The organism is Nitrincola alkalisediminis (assembly GCF_009821115.1).
Taxonomy (GTDB): Bacteria; Pseudomonadota; Gammaproteobacteria; order Pseudomonadales; family Balneatricaceae; genus Nitrincola; species Nitrincola alkalisediminis.
Window position 1 is genome coordinate 156,632 of sequence record NZ_VYTY01000001.1, and the last position, 21,961, is coordinate 178,592.

Sequence of the window (21,961 nt, forward strand, 5' to 3'; positions counted from 1 at the left end):
TTAGGGCGTGAGGTCAAGCGCGACACGGAATCCACGTGTTGAGTCTTGAGTATCCGCTGGGTGTCGATAACGGCTGGATGAGCGTGTTACACGATCAATATCAAACCAAGATCCTCCTCGCAATACTCGAAAGTGACAGTTCGGCTGAGTGAGAGGACGACCGTCATTGGGTGCAATCGCATAGGTATCGCTGTAGCAATCTTCTACCCATTCTTCCACGTTGCCATTCATATCGTATAGCCCCCAAGGGTTTGCTTGCAGTTGCCCGACGGGGGCCGTTTGTTGGGCGTCCCATTCAGATCCACAGCCATCACACACAGACATGCCGGGTTGCATTTGGTTCCCCCACCAGAAGTTGGAGCTGCTTCCGGCTCTAGCGGAATATTCCCATTCGGCTTCACTGGGGAGGCGGTAGGGTTTTCCAGTCACTTCGCTCAGCCATTGGGTGTAGGCTTTCGCATCAAACCAGCTGACGTTAATGACTGGACGAGTTTCACGCCCCCATCCTCCATCATCGGGTAGTGCACGCCCTGTAGCCCTTGCAAATAGATCATACTCAGCAAAGGTCACTTCGTAACGTGACAGCGCAAAATCCTGCAGAATTGACACCTCACGCACAGGGCGCTCGTTATCGTCGCCGATACTGGTTAAGTCACCCATTAAAAAAATCCCTTTTGGGATACGAATCATTTCTGGTCCCATGTCGGTATCACTCACTCGATCTTGCAAGATACCTTCAGAAACCTGTACGGAAGGTGAATCAAGAGAAGCACGTTCAGCCTCTAATTCTAAGACAGGGGGGAGCATTTCCTGTGTTGTCTGTTCATTGGCGTCGTTTTGAGTCTGTGGAACCGCATTTTGGCTGGACAACAGCTCTTTGAGTTGAGATATCTCGTTTTGAAGACGATTAAGATCCGATACATTGATAAATAAGCCGAGCATAAAACCACCCACACCGCCTACTGTTAGCAAGAACAACCCCTTTATCCAAGGCTTAAGAGCAAAGGAATGGGCTCTCTTCTTCTTCCCAATCAGTAAAGGTTGAAGAGGCTCGTTAGGAGGGGGGGAGTGCTCATTTTCGTCTAGTGAGCTTAACGTTGCGTCGGGAGTTGACTCAGAAGAGTCCGGAGTCTGAGAAACTTCATAAAGGTCAAACAGTAAGGGCAGAGTGCCAGTGTGGCGATCATCTGCTTCAGGGACTAGAGACGCTTGTAAGTATTTCCACTGGGCTTCGTTCAGAATAGGGGGGGCTTTCGGCTCTCTTTGGTAGCGTGCACGCTCGTCATCTTCTAACCTAAACAAAGGTTTTTGTGCATAGATTTCATAGGTTAACGCTGCTAACGCAAAGACATCGCTTTGAATATTAGAGGCTGTCGATTGAAAGCCTTCTGCCGCTTGATATTGAGTGTACAAAGGTACTTCTGGAAGAAAGTCCTTATAAGGGTTGGCTAAGGCTTTCCAGTTAATCAGTAAGAGTTTAACCCCCTGATTACGGTTAAGAAAAATTAAATCAGGGCCAAGGGTCTGAAACGCTTTGTGCATTTTACTGTGGTAGGCCTCAAGGGCCTTTCCCGTTTGCACTACAAGCCCTTGCTTCTGTGAGGGTGTTAGATGTTTGAGTTGTTGATCGTTGATTAAATCGGTAAGGCGCATTCCATCAACATATTCAAATGCGATGAAATAGGCATTCTGATAACTAAATAACCCATAAATATCGAGAGCATGCTTATGTGTCACTTTACGCAGTAAAATCAGCTCCTGACGAAGTGTCTCAATAAAGCCTTCTTGTCGAGTGAGCATGGGCGTTAGAATCAAAATGGATACATTAGGATGCCCTGCGGCTGTCAGATCTTCTGCTTGCCATATCTCGCCATAGGGGAGGTTTGCCACCACCGAAGCGATCCTAAACCTATGTCGTTCAGGGCCGATGATAAGTCCAGGGCGAAAGAGGTCTTGTGTCATTGAAGGAGCTCTCAAGTGTTGGGGAGTACACAACTATAGGACTAAAAGTACCTACAAGCCTCCATTGCTATCCATTACGAATACAATGATGTTCTTAATTAGAAAGGCTGCTAATCCAAGTCCCAGTGCTAGAAATAAAATAAACGTTCCAAACTTTCCTGCTTTGGATTTTTTGGCCAAGTCATAAATAATAAAAAAAATAAAGCCAGCAAATACTAATAATCCAATGTTTAACGCAATGGCTTCTACTTCAGCAAGACGCATCTAGGGTTCCTCTAAAAATGGTAAAAGCTTTATTCTACGCATTAATCTAGAGCTTAAACAGGCCTCTTTATTAGGGCTATAGTGTCAATCGCTCGACTAATGGCGTAGTGTTTGGGATTGAATACCTGTGTTGTTGGCGTTTATTATGAATGACACTTCATTCCCATATCCGTTAAAGGCGAAGGTATGCCCCATTCTAAACGCGCGCGATTGCACTCATTAGGATTTGCCAGTGCGCTTCGTGAGACTTTCAGGGAAGGTTATTCTCGTCATGATTTTCTTCGAGACTTAGTGGCAGGTGTGACGGTCGGCATTATTGCAATTCCATTGGCAATGGCATTGGCGATAGCCAGTGGTGTTTCTCCAGAGTACGGTTTATATACCGCGATTATTGCAGGATTCCTGATTGCGCTCAGTGGAGGCTCTCGCTACAGCATATCCGGCCCGACAGCTGCATTTGTTGTGATCCTTTACCCAGTGACTCAAGCATTCGGTTTGGCAGGTCTTTTAGTGGCCACGTTGATGGCTGGAATGATTTTAGTGGCATTGGCTGTTGCGCGCTTAGGGCGTCTAATTGAATACATTCCTGAGTCAGTTACCTTGGGCTTTACATCGGGCATTGCGATCGTGATTGCTGTTTTACAGCTCAAAGACTTTTTCGGCTTGGACGTAGAGGCGTCTTCAGAGGCATTTATTGAGCGTTTAATCGATTTGATTGCGGCTTTACCAGGATTAAATTTGGCCAATACCTGTGTTGCCGCTTTAACGTTAGGTATTTTAATTGTTTGGCCAAAATTGAAACTTCCTATTCCTGGGCATTTACCTGCGATTATTCTTGGTGCACTCCTCGCGGCGGCTTTTATACATATGGGCTGGAGTGTGGACACGATTGGAAGTCGGTTCAGTTACGAGTTGCCTGATGGGCAAATGGGCAGTGGTATCCCACCTTTTTTGCCTTCATTTGAGTGGCCATGGATGCGCCCTGGTCCCAATGGTGAGCCGTTAGAATGGAGTTGGTCGACAATACGGGCGTTACTGCCGGCTGCCTTTTCGATTGCGATGCTGGGTGCGATTGAGTCTTTGCTATGTGCAGTTGTGCTGGATGGTATGAGTGGGCGCCGTCACCATGCCAATGGTGAACTGTTAGGGCAAGGGCTTGGTAATTTAGCGGCTCCGTTCTTTGGTGGTATTACCGCAACAGCTGCGATCGCTCGTTCGGCAACGAATTATAAAGCAGGCGCTAAGTCACCCATTTCAAGCATGATTCATGCTTTAGTGGTGCTGGCCGGATTATTGGTTTTGGCACCTATGTTGTCTTGGCTGCCCATGGCCAGTATGGCAGCACTGTTGGTGATGGTGGCGTGGAATATGAGCGAGACACCTAAGGTCGTGGCACTCTTAAAGCGCGCGCCAAAAGGGGATATTATTGTACTGTTAACCTGTTTGTCGTTAACCGTATTATTTGACATGGTGTTGGCTATTTCAGCGGGCATCGTAATGGCGTCTTTGCTGTTCATGCGAGATTTGGCTGGTATGACACGTTTCAATGACATCACGCAACAGCGTAAGCATGTCCCGAATGGTGTTCCTGAGGGCTGGAAGGTTTTGAAGGTATCCGGTCCCTTGTTTTTTGCGGCTGCAGAGCGTGTCTTTGATGAACTTGCCGCGTATATTCAAGATCAGCAGGGTGTTGTCTTGTATATGGATGGGGTTCCATTACTCGATGCGGGTGGCCTGCATGGATTTGAACGTTTTACGGTGTTTTGTGAGAAGAACAACATTCACGTGATAACGGCAGACTTGCAATTCCAACCGTTGAGGACAATGGCAAGAGCCGGCATTAAGCCTGCACCTGGGGTGCAGTTTTCACCGACGTTGGAAGAGGCGTTAGTGCTTGTGAACTCGGTTGCTCATTCCCGATGAGCCTTAAGCATGCGCGCTTAAATACTCGGGTTCATAATGAGTGAGCCACGTTTGCACCTCAGATGCTGGCATGGGTTTAGCGAAATAATAGCCTTGAAGAAACTCACAACCCAGCCGTAATAGAATTTTTCGCTGCTCTTCCGTTTCCACACCTTCCGCGATTAAGCGAAGTTTTAAACTGCGTGCCATGGCAATAATGGCTGTGACAAGCTCAACGTCGTCTGAATCTGACGTGAGGTCGCGAACAAACTCCTTGTCTATTTTGAGGCTGTCAATAGGAAAGCGTTTTAAGTAGCTTAATGACGAATAGCCCGTTCCAAAATCATCTATAGCTAAATGGACGCCTAAATCTTTGATAGACTCCAAACGGATAACGGTTGTGTCGCTGTTATCGAGTAAAAGACTTTCGGTAATTTCGAGCACAAGATAGCTAGGATCAAATTGATGCTTGGACAACAAGGCGCTTAATTTTTTGTCATTCATCCCCAGATCAAGTTGTCGTCGAGATAGGTTTACTGAGATATAAAGTTTTTGGCCCTGATTGTGCCAATTTTTTGCATGCATGAGGGCCGTGTCGAGAACCCACTCTCCGATGGAGCCGATTAAGCCAGACTCTTCAGCCACTGGAATAAATTTGTCCGGTGGAATATTACCGAGCGTTGGGTGATGCCAGCGTAAGAGGGCTTCGAATCCTGTCACTCGCCCTGTTCGAGACCTTACCAAGGGTTGGAAGTGCAGTGAGAGTTGGTTGAGCTCTAGGGCATTTCGAAGGTGTTGTTCTGTCTCCATAAGTTCAGCGGCATGTTCTTGTAAGCTTTTAGTGAAGAACATAAACTGATTTCGGCCTGATTGTTTGGCACGATACATTGCGAGGTCCGCATCTCGTAAGAGGTTGTCAGGTGAGTCATCATCGTTAGGGTAAAGCGCGATTCCAATACTGGCACCAATCACGATTTCGCGGCCACTTAACTGAAAGGGTGCTGAGAGGGTGTGGATGACTTTATCCGCGACATGTGCGGCATCGCTTTCAGAGCTAATATTATGTAAGAGCATCACAAATTCATCGCCGCCGAAACGTGCGATGGTATCGCTTTCCCTCACACAGTTTTTTAAGCGTTTACTAACCATGCTGAGTAATTCATCGCCTGTGCCATGGCCAAGAGAGTCGTTTACGTTTTTAAAACGATCAAGGTCAATGAACATGACAGCAATTGTTTGATAGTCTCTCTCTGCAGTGCGTATGGCTACATCCAACCGATCCATTAGCAGAGTGCGGTTGGGCAGCTCCGTTAAGCTGTCATAGTAAGCTTGGTGTTTGAAAACAGATTCGAGCGGTTCACGCGCATCAATTAAGGATTGTTCTGGATCTGAGGTATTCAAGGGTGCTGTTGTAAGCTGGCGTCGCTGCATTAAAAAGAGAGCAGAGAAAATGGAGGTTAATAAACCCACAAAACCTAAATACAAGAGTTTGTTGGTCCTCATTATTTTTTGATGCTGATCAAGAATATGTTGATCAATACTGTTGAGGGCATGTGTTAAGTCTAACTCGTAGAACTCAGCTTTTAATGTGTCAAGTTGATAGGTCATAGCAAAGTAATCTGCAATACCAAGATGGCTTTGAATGAGTCGTTGGGTTATATGCTTTATATGCTCGGCGGTTAATTGTTTTTGGTGAGCGATATGCGAAAAGTTGTCCAAAAGTTTGATCAGCTTAGGATCATTGTTCGAGATAAGTGAAGAATAATCGCGTGGTTTAAGGAGCATGGGCGCTTGAATGGACCTATCCTGTTTTGAAAAAGAGTCCTGTGAATAAGCATTAAGTAATTGCTCTGTAATGTTTTTTTCGATTTGTATTGTGTCTTGATACAATCGGCCCATTAAAAAATGATAGTCTGCGATTTGACGATGATCGGAGAACTGAGAGGGTACCCAAAGTATAATCCCTGCTAGGAAGAACAAGGTTAAAAGGGCTAAAAATAAATTGTTTTTTTGTCTCAACATGAATACGCGCTATTATTTGAATTATTAGTGGCAAAAGAACCTTAATCTACCGCATTTTTGAATGAAAATCTGTATTAATGCGAAAAAAACAAACACTATTGAGTTCGTGCTTTCGTCTTTAGGGAAACACCTGATGCTCAATTAATAAAGCTGGTTTGCTTTTCGATAACGTCCTTGGTAGTCAAAAATGCGTTGGCTGATCTTCCAGATATGATTGACTTTACGAGCGATGACAAAATCTGGCGCAGGATATAGGTGTTGGGATTTAATTATATTAGATAGGTCTTTATAAGTTAGCTGTTTGTTTTCTTGTGAGCGTCTGACGAACTGTTGATTAAAATCATCCCACGCATGAGGATTGGTTAAGTAGAGTGTTTCATTTAATGTCTCACCCTGCTCGTCATGGTAGGTGATTTTTAATCCTCCCTTGTGTTCAGTAAAGGTAATCCCAGAGCAACGCAGCACCTTGGCATCTTTTAAGCTTAAAGCGCGCTTGAGAAGGTCGTCTGGATCAATCAAGGTGCCTTGGCAGCTATGGCATGTTCGTGCGGCAATGTCGTTTTCGGCATGACAGTGAGGGCACTCTTTAAATTTGAATCGAAAGTCACATTGATGTGATTCATCATCCTCGGCCTCAACGAGGCCTTGGCAGCGTCGACCAAAGTGATCAAGCACTTGTCCTGTGACGTCTTTATGGCCCCAAAACGAATTGGCGAAGCCGCAACTTGGGCAAAAAACTTGAACGACTTCAGAATCGCTATCGGGTTTAGGTGTGCCAATTTCGGGTTGGAAAAGGTCAAATCCATTGCCTGCATAGTCCATCACTAAGCAGTTATCTTTGCCGGGAAATAAACGCAATCCCCGCCCAACCATTTGTTGATACAAGCTGACCGATTGGGTTGGGCGTAGAAGAGCGATTAAGTCGACATGGGGGGCATCAAATCCTGTCGTTAGAACCGATACATTGACTAAATACTTAAGCTTCTGTGCTTTAAATAACGCGATGATCTGATCACGTTCATCACTCGCTGTCTCGCCTGTAATCAAACCTGTCGTGGATGATGGTAAGTATTCAGTGATTTCCTGAGCGTGCTTGACCGTGGCGGCAAACACCATCACGCCTAAGCGATGTTGACTGAGTTTTTGAATCTCTTCACAGATGCTTTTGGTGACACGGCGGTATCGTCCTAACAGGTGATTCACCGCACGTTCACTGTATTCACCAGAAGAAGAGGGTGTCAGGGATGAAAAATCATAGCCAGCAATCGCCGCATCAATTTTGAGCGGTGGGGTGAGGTAGCCACGTTTAATCATAAGTGCCAGCGGTTGCTCAAAAATACATTTGTCAAAAATGGCTGAATCGGTATCTCTAAAAAAGCCTCGATAGTCCTCTTTATATATCCAGCCCTGCCCAAGTCGGTAGGGTGTTGCCGTCAGTCCTAGCAGCTTTAATTGAGGATTGAAGCGGCGGAGGTGATTGATGATCGTTTGGTACTGACTGTCAGGGTCGAGGCTGACGCGATGGCATTCATCAATAATCACCAGTGAAAAATGATCCTTAAACGACTCAAGGTTTCGGGCTAAGGATTGCACACTGGCAAAAATAATTTGGTGTTGATGGTCTTTTGATCTAAGACCTGCGGAAAAAATGCCTGCCTGAACACCTAGGGCTAAAAGTTTTGAGTGATTTTGTTCAACTAATTCTTTTACATGCGTGATGACTAAAATGCGATGCTTTGCTAAACGAGAGAGTTCGGCAATCACTAAGCTTTTCCCTGCACCAGTGGGTAACACGATGACAGCGGATTTTGATGATTGACGAAAATGTTTTAAAGTCGACTCAACGGCCTGTTGTTGATAGTCTCGCAAGGTTATTTTTTGAGCCAACACACAAATGCTCCCAACGCGGCCCCATAGGGCTAATCTGAATTTACTGATAGGAATACTATGCTGCACATTATCAAAGCAGATTATGATAATACCTTACATTCAGGGTTTATAGTTGAACTGATGAACGACTATGCACAAGACGAGATGGGGGGTGGAGAGGCGCTTACGGATTTTGTGAAAGAAAACTTAGTGAGCGAAATGCGCAAGCGCCCACACCTTCATACGTTTATAGCGCTGGAGTCATCCTGCGCCATTGGCCTTATTAACTTGGTCGAAGGTTTTTCGACGTTTTCTGCGAAACCCTTGTTGAATATCCATGATGTGATTGTAAAGGGGGGCTATCGAGGGCAGGGAGTTTCGAGGCGATTGTTCGAAGCCGCTGATGAGTTTGCAAGAGGCATGGGCTGTTGTAAATTAACGCTTGAGGTCTTGGAAAAAAATGAAGCAGCACAGCGCGCTTATCGTGCCTTCGGATACGAGCCATATCGTTTAGATGATCAGTTTGGTATCGCGCAGTTTTGGCATAAAAAATTGCAATAGGTGTTTCTGTCTTTTCTGTATTTTGGTAATCTAATCACATGTAAAGTATACGTGTAAAAAAGTCTTGGTTGGAAATTTCAAACGCGTCATGCTTCTGCTTTAAGTTAGGCTGTGTTAGCGAGTTTTAGCGTAGCACAGCCCTTAAGAATTTTAAGCGTTTAGAAAGTCATCGCTTAGGTAAAGCTCATCGTTGTGATTGACTGAAACTCCACGTTTGATGATGTCTTGAGCGATTTGTTGAGCTTCCTCTAATGAGTGCATTTCATAGGTGCCGCATTGGTATTCGTTCAGTTCAGGAATGTCTTCTTTGGACTTAACGCGAATAACGTCTTGCATTGCAGCTAGCCAAGCATTAGCTACTTGTTGTTCGCTAGGAGCGCCAATTAAACTCATATAAAAGCCAGTGCGACAGCCCATTGGAGATATATCGATAATTTCGACGTTATCACCGTTAAGGTGATCGCGCATAAAGCCAGCAAAAAGGTGTTCTAGCGTGTGTATGCCCTTTTCAGATAGCATTTCGCGGTTAGGAATGCAGAAGCGCAAGTCAAAGACTGTGATAATATCGCCAGAAGGCGTTTGCATGTTTTTAGCGACACGAACAGCAGGTGCATGCATACGGGTGTGGTCAACGCGAAAGCTGTCAAGTAACGGCATTGGATGGTTCCTGTTTTGATAAAATCAGATCTCATGAGAAGTACCTATAGTTTAGTCTATACGAGATTTTTAGGTAACCCGATGCGTTTTAATCTCTGGACGATTCCATCGGGTTTTCTGCGTCATCCATTCAATATTATTCTTTTAATGTGCGTTTTTTATTCAGGCCACTTACATGCGAATGCTGATCTCGCCTCAAGTGTTTTAAGTCGACACTCCGCCCCCATTCTTCTAATTGATCCCGAAAGCGGTCAGATCGTAGATGCCAATCAATCGGCCTCCCGCTTTTATGGCCTATCATTGGACCGTCTGAAAAAATATAAAATTCAAGATTTTAATGTTTTGGATGAGGATGCCATTCGTCAAGAAATTGCGCGTGCGGCTTCCGAACAGCGTAATTACTTCGTTTTTTACCATCGGCTTGCGGATCAATCTGTCCGAGCGGTTGAGGTCTATTCCTCACCCATCGAGCTAGTGGGTAGACCTTACCTTTTATCGATTGTGTTGGATGTCACCGACAAGTCCATCCCTGAACGGGTCTTTACTGATCACAAAGAAACACTCGAACGTTTAGTTCAGGAACGAACTGAGCAGCTTGAAACCAGCCAAAGTATTCAAAAACATATTATTTGGCTTGCGTTGTTTTTCCAGTCCTTAGTCATATTGGGACTCTATCTGAGTATACGCCGTCGACAAGAGGCAGAAAACCAGCTGCAAAAATTGACGATGGCGGTCGAGCAAAGTCCGGACAGCATTGTGATCACGGACCTTAAAGGTAATATAGAATACGTTAACTCTGCATTCGAAGAGAAAAGTGGTTATAGTTTTCGTGAAACTGTCGGGCAAAACCCGCGCTTTTTGCACTCAGGTAAAACAGATGCACAGGTATACAAAGACATGTGGGAGACGCTCATCGATGGGCGTATTTGGCGTGGCGAGTTTGTGAATCAACGAAAAAATGGCAAAGAGTATACCGAGCTCGCAACCATTGCTCCGGTGAGGGATAAAGCGGGTGTTGTCATCAATTATTTAGCGATAAAGCGTGATATCACTGAGCAAAAAATGGCGGATGAGAAAATTCATCAGCTGGCGTTTTTTGATAGTTTAACAGGTTTGGCCAATCGCAGTTTACTGTTTGAACGTTTGTCGCAAGCCTTAACCTCAACGGCACGCTTGCAGCATCAAGAGGCGTTACTGCTCATCAATATTGATCGATTTAAAATGATTAATGATGCTCATGGTATCGGCTTTGGCGATGAGCTTTTGAAAGTGGTCAGTTTGCGACTGGTTAACCTACTTCGAGTTGGCGATACTGTGGCGCGCACGGCAGGGGATGAGTTTGCTGTTTTGTTGCCGGATATAAACCAACAAGCGGGCCGAGCCAGCCGACATGCACTTGTGGTGGCCGAAAAAATACATGCGGCTCTACGTGCGACCTTCGATGTGCAGGGCGAGGCATTTGCGCTGACGGTTAGTATAGGTATTACCACGTTTCCCGATGATCAAGATACTCTTTCGGGAACTGTGTTTCGACGAGCGGAAACCGCTTTGCATCGCGCTAAATCCAGCGGTGGCAATCAGACGGCATTCTTTGAAACCAGTATGGGGGAAGCGGCATCCAGTAGCTTTAGAACTGAGCAAGAACTTCGTTCAGGTATTCAGAACAATGAATTGTGTTTGTATTTACAGCCACAGTTTAATTACGCACGTCAAATCGAAGCCGCAGAGGTATTAGTGCGCTGGCAGCATCCTTCCCGAGGGTTATTGTATCCAGGCGCCTTTATTCCAATCGCAGAAGAGTCGGATTTGATTGTGGATCTGGGTAAGTGGGTATTCAGGGAATCTTGCCGTCTCATGGTATCGGAATACTCGAATGGGCGTGTGCTACCTCTATCCATCAATATTAGTCCTAAACACTTCACAAAAAAGAACTTTGTTGAGTGGATAGATCATATTGTCAGTGAAACCGGTGTTGATCCAAACTGGGTTGTGCTTGAAATTACTGAGAATCTTTTCATTAAAGATTTCGATACAGTTGTTGTGAATATGCAAGCCTTAGTGGAACGCGGCTTCCGCTTTTCTATAGACGATTTTGGTACGGGATACTCATCCCTGGTTTATTTGAAACGTTTGCCGATCCATGAATTAAAAATTGATAAAGCGTTTGTGCAAGAAGCACCCTTTAATCATAGTGATGCTGTGTTGGTTGAAACCCTTTTATCGGTCGCTAAGCATATGAATCTAAAAGTGGTTGCAGAAGGGGTTGAGACTCAAGCTCAAGCCGATTTCTTACAGGCTAGAGCCGATATTCTGTATCAAGGGTATCTTTTTGGGAGACCAGAGCCTGCAGCCTATTGGATCGAAAACTGGCGTAATTGAGATTCAAAAGGGTTTCAGGGTCTAGCCGTCTATCGATTGGCAGTGATTTACTGACACGGCACGCTTTTCTCTCGTTACTATCCACCAAGTCCAATAAGCGGCTAGGGAGATCACTGAGCCACGGTGATGGCGATGAAAAATGGAAAATTTAGAAATTGTTAGAGATTCTTGCTTAATCTTTAGCTAATATTCATTAAAGAGTGCCCAGTATTCAATCAGAACTCGATGATCAATTGAATGCACAGACCGCGTTAGTGCCTTTGAGTGTTGGTTTTTATAGCCCCTTAAGTATGATCAAAGGAGAGTTGTGGATGATTTTTCAATGCCAGTAATTTGATCGGTGCAGCGAAACAATATGATTAAAACAACACCTACATTGCTTGTAGTAGAAGACTCTCGCCCAGTACGCTTACTTTTAACCCAAGGCTTAGGTCGATCAGGCTATCGTGTATTGGAGGCGGCAGACGGCCAAAAGGGCGTCGAGTTGTTTATTTCAGAGAAGCCGGATTTGGTTTTGATGGACGTCAACATGCCGATCATGGATGGGTTTGATGCATGCAGAAACATTCGCCAGCATGAAGAGGACACCGTTACCCCCATTTTAATGCTGACGGGCTCTGACGATCTTCATTCGATTCAGACGGCCTTTGAAGTGGGTGCTAATGACTTTATAACGAAACCCATTAATTTGCCATTGCTTGAGCAACGTATCCGTTATGCGCTTCGTGATGCAGACAGAGAGCAAGCGTTGCGTAAAGCGAAAGGATTGCAAGACAATGCGAGGGCGTTAGCCGGACTGGGTTTTTGGGAGTACAACCAAACGCTTGAGCAATATACTTGGTCGGAAGATGCCAGTGAAATATTGCATTGGGTTAAATTCTTGCCTGAAACCCTAGAATCGATGGGGCAGATCGTTCACCCAAATGACCGCAAGCGTCTTTTTGCGGTCTTCGAGGATACCTTGATCATGGGAGGTAAGTTTGATCTTGAAGTTCGTTCAGTCAACAATAAACAAGAATATTTGTTAAAAATTGTTGGTCAGAGAGACGGCGAACAAAAACGCTTAATTGGAGCCTTTCAGGATATTACCGCGCAGCGTCGCTTAGAGCAGCAAGCGAATTTTCTAAACTTCCATGATTCTGTAACGGGTTTGCCAAATCGAAAGCTATTCCAACGTGATTTAGAAGATGTCCTAACTCAACTTCATCATACAGATCTTAACTTTGCGATTATTGTTCTTGATGTGGCACGTTTTCATCAGATACACGATGCGTATGGCTCTGAAGTGTCCGATCAGTTACTCAGTTTAATGGCCAGTCAATTGAAAACAGCGATGCCAAGAGATGCGTTTTTGGCGCGATTGGACGGTGGCAGTTTCGCGTTGAAGCTGCCCTTAAATGCACAGTGGAATGAAGGCAAAATTTATTCGGCGATAGAGCGTTGGCTAAGTGTATTGGATCGATCTTGGGTGGTGGCGGATAAAGAGGTCTTTCTGAATTTTATTGCAGGTGTTAGCTTAGTGCCGCGCCATGGTGATGATGCCAGCCTTCTAATCCGTAAGGCGCATCGTGCGCACAGGGGTATTAAACCCTCCGGTAACATCAGTATTGGTATCTATGAGGGTGAGCAAGAAGATAGTTTGCAAAAGCGTTTAATGCTGGAAATGGCACTGCGCAAAGCAATTGAGCAAGAAGAGTTTTATTTGGTGTATCAGCCGCAGGTGAATTTGACCTCAGGGGATGTTGTTGGCGTGGAAGCGCTTATACGGTGGCGACGTCCTGATATTGGTGTCGTTCCCCCCGATCAATTTATTCCTGTTCTGGAAGAAATGGGACTTATACAGCAACTTGGCGATTGGATTGTTCAGCACGCCGCTAAGCAGCAAGTGGCATGGAAAAAGAAGGGAGTATCGTTAAGGATGGCCATAAATTTGTCACCTGTTCAATTCGAACAAATGGATTTGCCCGATAAAATTATGCGTCTTATTGCGGAAACAGGGGCTAAGTTTAGCGATATAGAGCTAGAAATAACGGAAAGCTTGGCTATGCACAGCCCAGAAACCACCATTCGGATGTTGAAGTCTTTACGTGAAGAAGGGTTTAAAATTGCCATTGATGATTTTGGTATTGGTTTCTCCTCTCTAGAATATTTACTGAGATTTCCGTTGGATACACTCAAAATAGATCGTGCCTTTATTAAAGATATTACCCGCGGACGTAGCGATTGTGCAATTGTAAGAGCCTTAACATCTCTGTGTCAGGGACTTGGCTTAACCACGATCGCAGAAGGTGTAGAAACACAGCGGCAGCGAGATTATTTGGATGCATTGGGTGCGACTGAAATACAAGGGTATTTAATTTCTAAGCCTTTGGAGTCGAATGAGCTCATTCAATTTATAGCTGATTTCAAAAAAAATCAAAATAACCAATCCATCTGAAGAGGTAGGGGGCGTGTATGAAGAGTTACTTTCAGCCGAGTGCGGATGTAAATCAGTTAAAAGATACGATTGATGGCTTGTTGATAGAAGATCCTTCTCTGCGCTCGTTTATGTTACTCGGTTGTGATGCCAATGCTTGGAATATCGATGATGTTAATTCTATTCTAAAATCGTCATCAGTCCCTGTTTTTGGTGGTGTTTTTCCTCAAATTATTTATAAACAATCCAATTACGAAACAGGATTTATTCTAGTTGGTTTTCATGATGTACCTGATTGGCAGGTGATTGAAGGATTAAGTCAACCAGAATCCGATGATATCAGTTTGCAGGTTGAAAATGTATCTGTTGAATGGGAAACGCTTTCCGGGGATGTGACGCTATTTTTAGTGGTTGATGGCTTGGCAAAATCAATCGCTAAATTGATTGAAAGTTTATTTTTTAATTTTGGTTTGGAGCATAACTTTATTGGTGGTGGTGCCGGCTCTTTGAGTTTTGAACAAAAGCCCTGTGTTATTACACCTGAAGGTATTAAAAAAGACTGTGCATTAATTGTTCGTTTGAAAGCATTAAGTGGTTTGGGTGTCTCGCATGGTTGGCAGCCAATTTCTGAGCCCATGAAAGTCACGCATTCAGAACAAAATCGTGTGATTTCATTGGATTGGAAACCTGCATTTGATGAGTATCGGAAAATCGTCGAGGCGCACAGTGGTTCCGCTTTTAATGATCAGAATTTTTTTGATATCGCTAAATCTTACCCTTTCGGAATCAGTAAGCTTGATGCGGAAATGGTGGTTAGGGATCCGTTAATGCTGAATGATGCTCAAGACATTGTGTGTGTGGGCGATGTGCCTCAGGATGCATTTGTTAAAGTGCTGACGGGCACAAAAGAGAGTTTAATCTCAGCTGCCCGTGAGGCGTCTAATAAGGCCAAAATAAGTTATGACCGAGTATCTGAAAAGCCACCGGCGTTAACATTGTTTATTGATTGTATATCGCGTGTACTGTTTCTTGAAAAAAGTATAGAGGATGAGCTCAATGTCATTTCTTCGGAAGGGGCTGTCGTAGGTGCTTTAACACTCGGTGAAATTGCGAATACCGGACAGGATTATTTAGAATTTTATAATAAGACAGCGGTCGTGTGTTTGATGTCTGAGAATTCCGATGTTGGCAAATGACGTTAAAAAAGCGAAAAGGGTCTGTTCGTGACAACCGCAGAAGAAATTGAACTTCTTTTTGAGATTTCGTTATCGATTGGCTCAAGTCTAGACTTAAAGCCAATGCTAAAAGAAACGCTCACTACGATGCTTAGAGTACTCAATGCCAGTGCTGTGCTTGTTGAGCAAGCGGTGCGCGTAGATGAAGGCCCATCGTGTCTTCTTGAATGGTCAAATTGTGTTTCCTATCCAAAACGTTTTTACCTAAGCTCTGAATGGCTATCGGTCTATCAAACATTGGACCTTCCTAAATATGCGAACAAATGCACTGAGTTTAAACACTATTGCCCTTTGCATGTTCAGAAGGGGTCACATCATATATACGTTTTTGCTTTGGAACAGTTTGGTTTGCTTGCGTTGCAAAAGAACGGGGCCGCTTTTTCTGAGAACATGTTAATGTCCTTAGATAAGCTCATGAGTAAACTCGCGTTATCGGCAAGAGCTTGCTTGTATGAAGCGGAGTTACGCAGTCAAATCGAAGCCGCCAAAAAGGCCAGTTTAGCCAAGAGTCACTTCTTAGCGAACATGAGCCATGAAATACGTACACCGATGAATGGTATATTAGGAATGCTTGATTTGGTCCTCGAAACGGACTTGTTGAAGGAGCAAAAAGAGCATTTAGGGCTTGCAAAAATGTCCGCTGTTCATTTACTTGATATCATCAACCATATACTGGATATCTCTAAAATTGAAGCAGGGAAATTGGATTTGCAACCCGAATCCGTCGATCTTGTTGAGTTGATTGGTCAGTCGGTTAAGTCAATGTTGGCAAGAGCGACAAGTCGAGGTGTGCATCTGAGTTATGATTTTGAGGAGTCCTTGCCAAGATTTGTTATGGTGGATGCCTCTCGTTTGCGTCAGATTTTAATTAATTTATTAGGGAATGCGATTAAGTTTACCGAACATGGGCACATCAAACTGGAAGTTCTTCCTCTAAACAAGCAGGATGATGATCGGCCTTGGTACGTGTTTAAAGTCACGGATTCGGGAATTGGCATACCGAAAGAGAAACTAGAGTCGATTTTTCACCCGTTTGAACAAGTGGATGCTGCGACGAATCGCAGGTATGAAGGGTCGGGCTTAGGTTTATCGATTTGTCGTCAGCTGGTTGAGTTGATGCATGGTAATATTTATGCTGAGAGTGAGCTAGGACAAGGCTCTGTTTTTAGTTTTGAAATTCCGCTGCTCTTAGCCGATGAGCCAGAAGGACTGCCTGACTTAGTCACTGACTTCAGCCAGCATCGTGTTTTACTTGTGGATGATGAACCCGTCAATATTCATGTTATCTCATCGATGTTAACGCTTTTAGGTGTTCCGTTTGAGGTGGCAAGATCGGGCCCTGAAGCATTATTTAGTGTTCAGCAAGCGCAACGAGACGCTAATCCATTCAGTTTGGTATTAATGGATGCCATTATGCCAGGGTATGACGGTTACACGACAGCTGAAAAAATTTTGTCCTTGCCAAACTCCGTGTCTACACGAGTGCTTATTTTAACATCATCTGCCATTGCAGGCGATGCGCTTCGGTGTCAAGCCTTAGGGATGTCGGGTTACTTAACAAAGCCCTTAACGTTGGTTGAATTAAAAGGAGCGTTACAAGAGCAGTTAGGCTACGTCAATATCCAAACACAATCCAATCTATTCGACTCTCATAATGGCCTACATGGGCTTCAAATATTGCTAGCAGAAGATAACTTAGTCAATCAACGCTTAGCGATTAAGTTGTTGGAGAAAAAAGGGGTTCTTGTGACACTCGCGACAAATGGTCGAGAGGCTTTTGAGTTATATCTATCGCAAAGCTTTAATTTAGTTTTAATGGATGTAATGATGCCGGAAATGGATGGTTTGGAGGCGACGTGCTTGATTCGTGAACATGAAACGAGAAACCATATTGCACACCCTATCCCAATTATCGCAATGACGGCAAATGCGATGCAAGGTGATCGTGAGCGCTGCTTTCGAGCGGGTATGCAGGGCTATGTTGCTAAACCCGTTAAACCGACGGAGCTGTATTCCGAGATTATGAGAGTACTAGCGTTTGAGCCAGATTCAGAGGGCCGTATTACATCAGCACCGAATCGAGGCGCTGATCGAATACTTGATGAATGGATTTCTAAGATTGACAATAAAGCGCTTGATCAAGAAATCTCGGGTGCCACAAAAATTGATGAACTATATGGGGGCTTAATGTCTGACGAAGTGCTTTACAACTGGGAACAAGCCGTTGAAATGATAGGTGGAGAGGATGAGCTTCTTAAGTCAGTTCTTGAAATGTTTCTGGAAGAAACACCTGAGTATATGAATGCTATTGAAGCGGCCATTCTTGCACAGGATATGGAGAGTTTGATTCGTTCGGCACATACCATGAAAGGGTTGCTATCGACATTCTGCGCGGATCCTGCAACGTCTGCAGCGCAGGCCTTGGAAAAGGCAGCTAAAAGTGGCAGTGGTCTCAATGAGGCATATGCAGACTTTCAGGCTGCCGTGGATCAGCTTATTCCACAATTACAGCAACGATTGAATGGTTAGCGCATCGGATTGCTTAGGTTGTTAAGGGTTTAGAGGTTTGGGTTCACCAGAATTCGACCTCTAACGACTCCGTTAATAATGGCGTGGGCGCTGAGTTCAAGCTCTTCAAGTCCTATGGTTTTGTGCAGTGTTTGCTCAAGGTTGGATGGAAGATTGGATGCTAGAGCCGTCCAGGCAGCAATGCGTGTTGGGGTCGGACAGTTAACAGAATCAATGCCTTGTAAACGTACATTTCGAAGAATAAATGGCATGACGGTTGTCGGGAGTGTATGGCTTGCGGCAAGCCCGCACGCGGCTAGGGTGGCTCCATACTGTGCTTCAGCCAGTATGCGAGCTAAAATATTTCCTCCAACGGTATCAATACCCCCCGCCCAGCGTTGTTTCTCTAGTGGCCTTGCGGGTTCTGACATTTCATCGCGTGAGATAATGTCTGTTGCGCCTAGAGAGCGAAGATAGGCCTCTTCTTCCAATCGGCCCGTGACGGCTGTGACGGAGTAACCTCGCTGTGCGAGTAAAGAGATTGCAATACTGCCGACACCGCCAGCCGCACCTGTTACGATGACAGGGCCTTGTTCAGGTAAGACGCCTCCATCTTCTAGCGCAGACACGCATAGCATGGCTGTTAATCCTGCTGTTCCTAGAAGCATTGCATCCCGAGCCGTCAAGGAAGAGGGAAGGGGAACCAACCAGTCAGATTTAACACGCTGGAATTGGCTGTAGCCCCCCCAGTATTTTTCGCCAACTGCCCAACCTGTACAAATGACTGAGTCGCCATTCTTAAATCGATCCGATGAGGACTCAACCACACGGCCTACAAAATCAATTCCAGGCACCATGGGCCAGGTTAATACAATTTTGCCAGTGCCTGTGATGGCCAACCCATCTTTATAATTTAATCCAGAATAGTCAATGGCAACCAGCACATCCCCATCAGGCAAATCCTGCCGAGACAGCGTTTGAATACCACGACTCAGTCCCGCTTCAGTTGTGTCTAAGACGAATGCACGAAAGTGTTCTGATGACATAATCTGATTACCTCTATTGGATTGACATGTTCCATAGTTACAATAATTCAATGAGTTGTCTATGCCACTAAGGCACATATAACTGAAGAAAGTCCATGAAAAAATTAATGGATTATTGATACGATTCCTAATTGATGTTTCATACCTAAATAGGCTATAAAGGGGCTCATTTACGGGATTTGAAAAAATCGGAAGATTAATAGTATGAAAAATTAATGTCTATTAATGGTTTTAAATGCTTGTTTTACAGATGGTGATTTTAAGGCAGAAAGTTGAAAACATTACAGTATATCAGCTCATTATTTTTATTAGCGCTATGTTATTTTGCTGCTGCTCACCTTGTTAGTGATTCAGGCTTGCATTCTCAAATTATTCCCTTGTGGATTCCCGCAGGTGTTGGCCTTGCGGCTGTTATTCATTTCGGAACAAAGATGGTGCCTGGTGTTTTTTTGGGCTCATTTGCGTTCAATTCGACTCTTCAGAGTACATCCCTCGCCGATTACGACCTAAGTTACATAGCAACTGCCATTATTATTGCCTCGGGCGCAACACTGCAAACCCTACTGGGTGCTTTCTTGATTAAGCGTTTTGGCGCTCATCCGATTCAGCCTAGTAGCTATCGTGGCTTATTCAAGTTTATGTTGTGGGCAGGTTTTGTAACCTGCACGGTAAATGCGACGATTGGAACCAGTGCAATCTATTTCTTTGCTGATAGCTCAGGGAACTCAGGTTTCGTATTGGATTGGTTAAGCTGGTGGATGGGGGATACCTTTGGTTCAATTGTCGTAACACCACTATTACTATGTCTATTGAGCTCTAGTCAGATTGATAACTTTCAGCGGCGTGTGTTTATTTTGGCTCAGTTAGCTGTGTTGGTCGCGTCTATTTTGATTTTGAATAAAATCTTCTTAAATCACCTAGACCAACAAGTGCGTCGCGGTTTTGAGCAAGATGTGAAAATCCTTGATGCACAACTGCAGGCAACGATCCAGCAAAACTTTGCTGATTTGGCAATGCTGGAGGGGGTTCTGACAGCCGGTCATCTCACTGAGCCTGAATTATTCAGAGAGCGGGTTTTGGATATCCAAACGAATAATGCTTCAGTGCTTGCGTATTCTTGGGACCCTATCATTCCTCAGCATCAGCGTACGGAGTTTGAACAGCTGACCGCCCATTTATTGAATCGCCCTGATTATCGGGTGCGGGGTGAGTCCTTGGGGGAGTCAGACCCACTGATCCCCGTCCAATTTGTAGAACCTTTGGAATCAAATACTGCCGCACTGGGTTTTAACTTATTATCCCTAGAAGATCGCCGCGAGTGGGTACTCAAGTCGCAAAAAACGGGCCGTCCTGTCGCCACGCAAATCATAAATCTTACTCAAGCGCCGAACGAACCGGGTTTACTGATTTTGCACCCTGTATATGTCTCTGTTGATGAGGCGTCATTTCTGACGAGGAATAAGCGCTTGGCAGGCTTTATGGCTGGTGTTTTTACTGTCGAGCGTATGTTTAACAGTACTCTAAAAGATGCGGGCGTCCAGCATATTCATTTTAAACTTTATGAGTTAGATGAAAAAATCCCTTTTTACCAAACAGCTCTTTCTCTACAAAATCCCCATGGTCTTACACGTGAGTTTACGTTAGAAATTGCGCAGAACCGCTGGAGGGTCGAAGCTGAAGCGGGCCCGGATTATATTGCGATGCACCCATTTAGTAATGCGAATCTAATGCAGTCTTTATTGGTTATTCTCGGGTGTATGGGGACCTTCTTGATTTTGCATATGAACGATCGGGAGCGACTGCTCATTCAACAGGTTCAACGTCAAACCGAGAGTCTTGCCCATCAAGCGCGACATGATGTATTAACGGGTTTACCTAATCGCTATCACTTACAAAACCGTGTTTCACAGCGTATTGCTGATGATCGAGAACAAGTGTTTAGTTTGCTCTTTATAGATTTGGATCGTTTTAAGGTCGTGAATGACAGCTTAGGTCATCAAGCTGGAGATCAATTACTGCAAGCCTTATCATCGCATCTCCAGTCGCATTTGGTCGGTGATTGTGAGCTTTTTCGAACAGGCGGGGATGAATTTATCTTGATTGTTGGGGGGGAGCTCAGTCGAGCGAAGCTGGAAGCCGAACGCTTTCTGGGTTTATGCACCTTACCTCATTCGATAGATGGCCATCATTTTCAGCTGACCGCAAGTATAGGTGTGAGTGTATTTCCGGAGCATGGCGCCGATTTAGATACGCTGATTAAGCATGCGGATACTGCGATGTATCGTGCTAAAGCTCAGGGTAAAAATTGCTATGAACTCTATAATCCCTTGCAAACAGAAGAAACACTGCATGCGTTTCAGATGGAGCAAGATTTGCGAGTTGCATTGATAGAGGATCAGTTCCTCTTACATTTCCAGCCACAGTTTAGCCTGAACAATCAATCTATTTGTGGTCTTGAGGTGTTGATTCGCTGGCAACATCCTGAAAAAGGTATGATGCCACCTGGTCAGTTTATACCTTTGGCAGAGGAAACCAATCTGATTATTCCATTGGGGTGGAGGGTAGTTGAAAAAACGTGCCAGCAGATATTGAGCTGGCAAGAGCAGGGGTTCATGGTACCTCCTGTTGCGGTGAACATCTCTCCAAAACAGTTGATGGAAGCGGATTTTTTACAGCACCTTAATGAGCTATTGGGTAAGTATGGTATCGCGCACGAACAAATTGAATTGGAAATTACAGAAAGCTTGATTTTACAAGATCCAGAGAATGCCATACAGCGACTGAACACTCTGCAAGCGGCGGGTTACCGTCTAGCATTAGACGATTTCGGGACGGGCTATTCGTCGTTAAGCCGTCTTAAACAAATTCCGCTTGATCGACTGAAGATTGATTATAGTTTTACCCGAGATATAGGTAAGGATCCCAAAGACGAGGCGATTATTTTAACGGTCATCGCGCTTGGGAAGAGCTTGAACATAGAAGTCTTAGCTGAAGGTGTGGAAACGCAAGAGCAGTATTTGTTTTTAAAGCATCACGGCTGCGACAGCGTGCAAGGGTATTTACTGGGATATCCCGTTGCTTCTGATGAGTTAACGCTTCCAGATGAGCTTGTTGCAACAAACGGAAGCGTATAAGAATTA

At 44.6% G+C, this 21,961-nt stretch carries 13 protein-coding genes; 7 read left to right on the forward strand and 6 right to left on the reverse strand.

The annotated features are described in order from the left end of the window. Together F5971_RS00745 and F5971_RS00750 are read right to left on the reverse strand one after the other, a co-directional pair. The gene (locus tag F5971_RS00745) at nt 1-1,962 is read right to left on the reverse strand and encodes an SUMF1/EgtB/PvdO family nonheme iron enzyme (protein ID WP_081763658.1); all 1,962 of its coding nucleotides are present in this window, start codon (nt 1,960-1,962) and stop codon (nt 1-3) included. Nucleotides 1,963-2,013: 51 nt separating this feature from the next. Continuing rightward, a complete protein-coding gene (locus tag F5971_RS00750; protein WP_036506454.1) occupies nt 2,014-2,226 on the reverse strand; it encodes a DUF2788 domain-containing protein in 213 nt (70 codons plus the stop codon). 186 nt (nt 2,227-2,412) lie between these two features. On the opposite strand from F5971_RS00750, the gene dauA reads away from it, so the two are divergent. Then, nucleotides 2,413-4,149 (forward strand): C4-dicarboxylic acid transporter DauA, encoded by a 1,737-nt coding sequence (dauA, locus tag F5971_RS00755; protein ID WP_193493476.1) that lies wholly within the window; start codon nt 2,413-2,415, stop codon nt 4,147-4,149. A gap of 3 nt (nt 4,150-4,152) precedes the next feature. On the opposite strand, the gene F5971_RS00760 is transcribed toward dauA, so the two are convergent. Together F5971_RS00760 and radD are read right to left on the reverse strand one after the other, a co-directional pair. Further along, nucleotides 4,153-6,150 (reverse strand): putative bifunctional diguanylate cyclase/phosphodiesterase, encoded by a 1,998-nt coding sequence (locus F5971_RS00760; RefSeq protein WP_193493478.1) that lies wholly within the window; start codon nt 6,148-6,150, stop codon nt 4,153-4,155. 141 nt (nt 6,151-6,291) lie between these two features. Beyond that, nucleotides 6,292-8,040: a DNA repair helicase RadD gene (gene radD, locus F5971_RS00765; protein ID WP_237748457.1), complete on the reverse strand. Its 1,749-nt coding sequence runs from the start codon at nt 8,038-8,040 to the stop codon at nt 6,292-6,294. A 57-nt stretch (nt 8,041-8,097) separates the two neighbouring features. Between radD and F5971_RS00770 the strand changes: the two genes are divergently transcribed. Beyond that, a complete protein-coding gene (locus F5971_RS00770) occupies nt 8,098-8,580 on the forward strand; it encodes a GNAT family N-acetyltransferase (protein ID WP_036506457.1) in 483 nt (160 codons plus the stop codon). A 150-nt stretch (nt 8,581-8,730) separates the two neighbouring features. Here F5971_RS00770 and luxS read toward each other — a convergent pair whose 3' ends face one another. Further along, the gene (luxS, locus tag F5971_RS00775; protein WP_193493480.1) at nt 8,731-9,237 is read right to left on the reverse strand and encodes an S-ribosylhomocysteine lyase; all 507 of its coding nucleotides are present in this window, start codon (nt 9,235-9,237) and stop codon (nt 8,731-8,733) included. A gap of 81 nt (nt 9,238-9,318) precedes the next feature. On the opposite strand from luxS, the gene F5971_RS00780 reads away from it, so the two are divergent. The 4 genes from F5971_RS00780 to F5971_RS00795 all read left to right on the forward strand — a co-directional run bounded on the left by F5971_RS00780 (nt 9,319) and on the right by F5971_RS00795 (nt 17,796). Further along, nucleotides 9,319-11,616 (forward strand): sensor domain-containing protein, encoded by a 2,298-nt coding sequence (locus F5971_RS00780; protein ID WP_193493482.1) that lies wholly within the window; start codon nt 9,319-9,321, stop codon nt 11,614-11,616. Nucleotides 11,617-11,971: 355 nt separating this feature from the next. After that, nucleotides 11,972-14,053, forward strand: a complete 2,082-nt coding sequence (locus tag F5971_RS00785; protein WP_193493485.1) for a two-component system response regulator — start codon at nt 11,972-11,974, stop codon at nt 14,051-14,053. A 17-nt stretch (nt 14,054-14,070) separates the two neighbouring features. After that, on the forward strand, nt 14,071-15,228 hold the full coding sequence (locus tag F5971_RS00790; protein ID WP_036506462.1) for an FIST signal transduction protein: 1,158 nt from the start codon (nt 14,071-14,073) through the stop codon (nt 15,226-15,228). Nucleotides 15,229-15,255: 27 nt separating this feature from the next. Continuing rightward, a complete protein-coding gene (locus tag F5971_RS00795; RefSeq protein WP_051513807.1) occupies nt 15,256-17,796 on the forward strand; it encodes a response regulator in 2,541 nt (846 codons plus the stop codon). Nucleotides 17,797-17,825: 29 nt separating this feature from the next. Here F5971_RS00795 and F5971_RS00800 read toward each other — a convergent pair whose 3' ends face one another. After that, complete coding sequence (locus F5971_RS00800) at nt 17,826-18,821, reverse strand: MDR family oxidoreductase (protein WP_193493487.1); 996 nt, start codon at nt 18,819-18,821, stop codon at nt 17,826-17,828. 272 nt (nt 18,822-19,093) lie between these two features. Here F5971_RS00800 and F5971_RS00805 point away from each other — a divergent pair, with 272 nt between their 5' ends. Continuing rightward, nucleotides 19,094-21,955, forward strand: a complete 2,862-nt coding sequence (locus F5971_RS00805; protein WP_051513810.1) for an EAL domain-containing protein — start codon at nt 19,094-19,096, stop codon at nt 21,953-21,955. Nucleotides 21,956-21,961 lie beyond the last annotated feature (6 nt).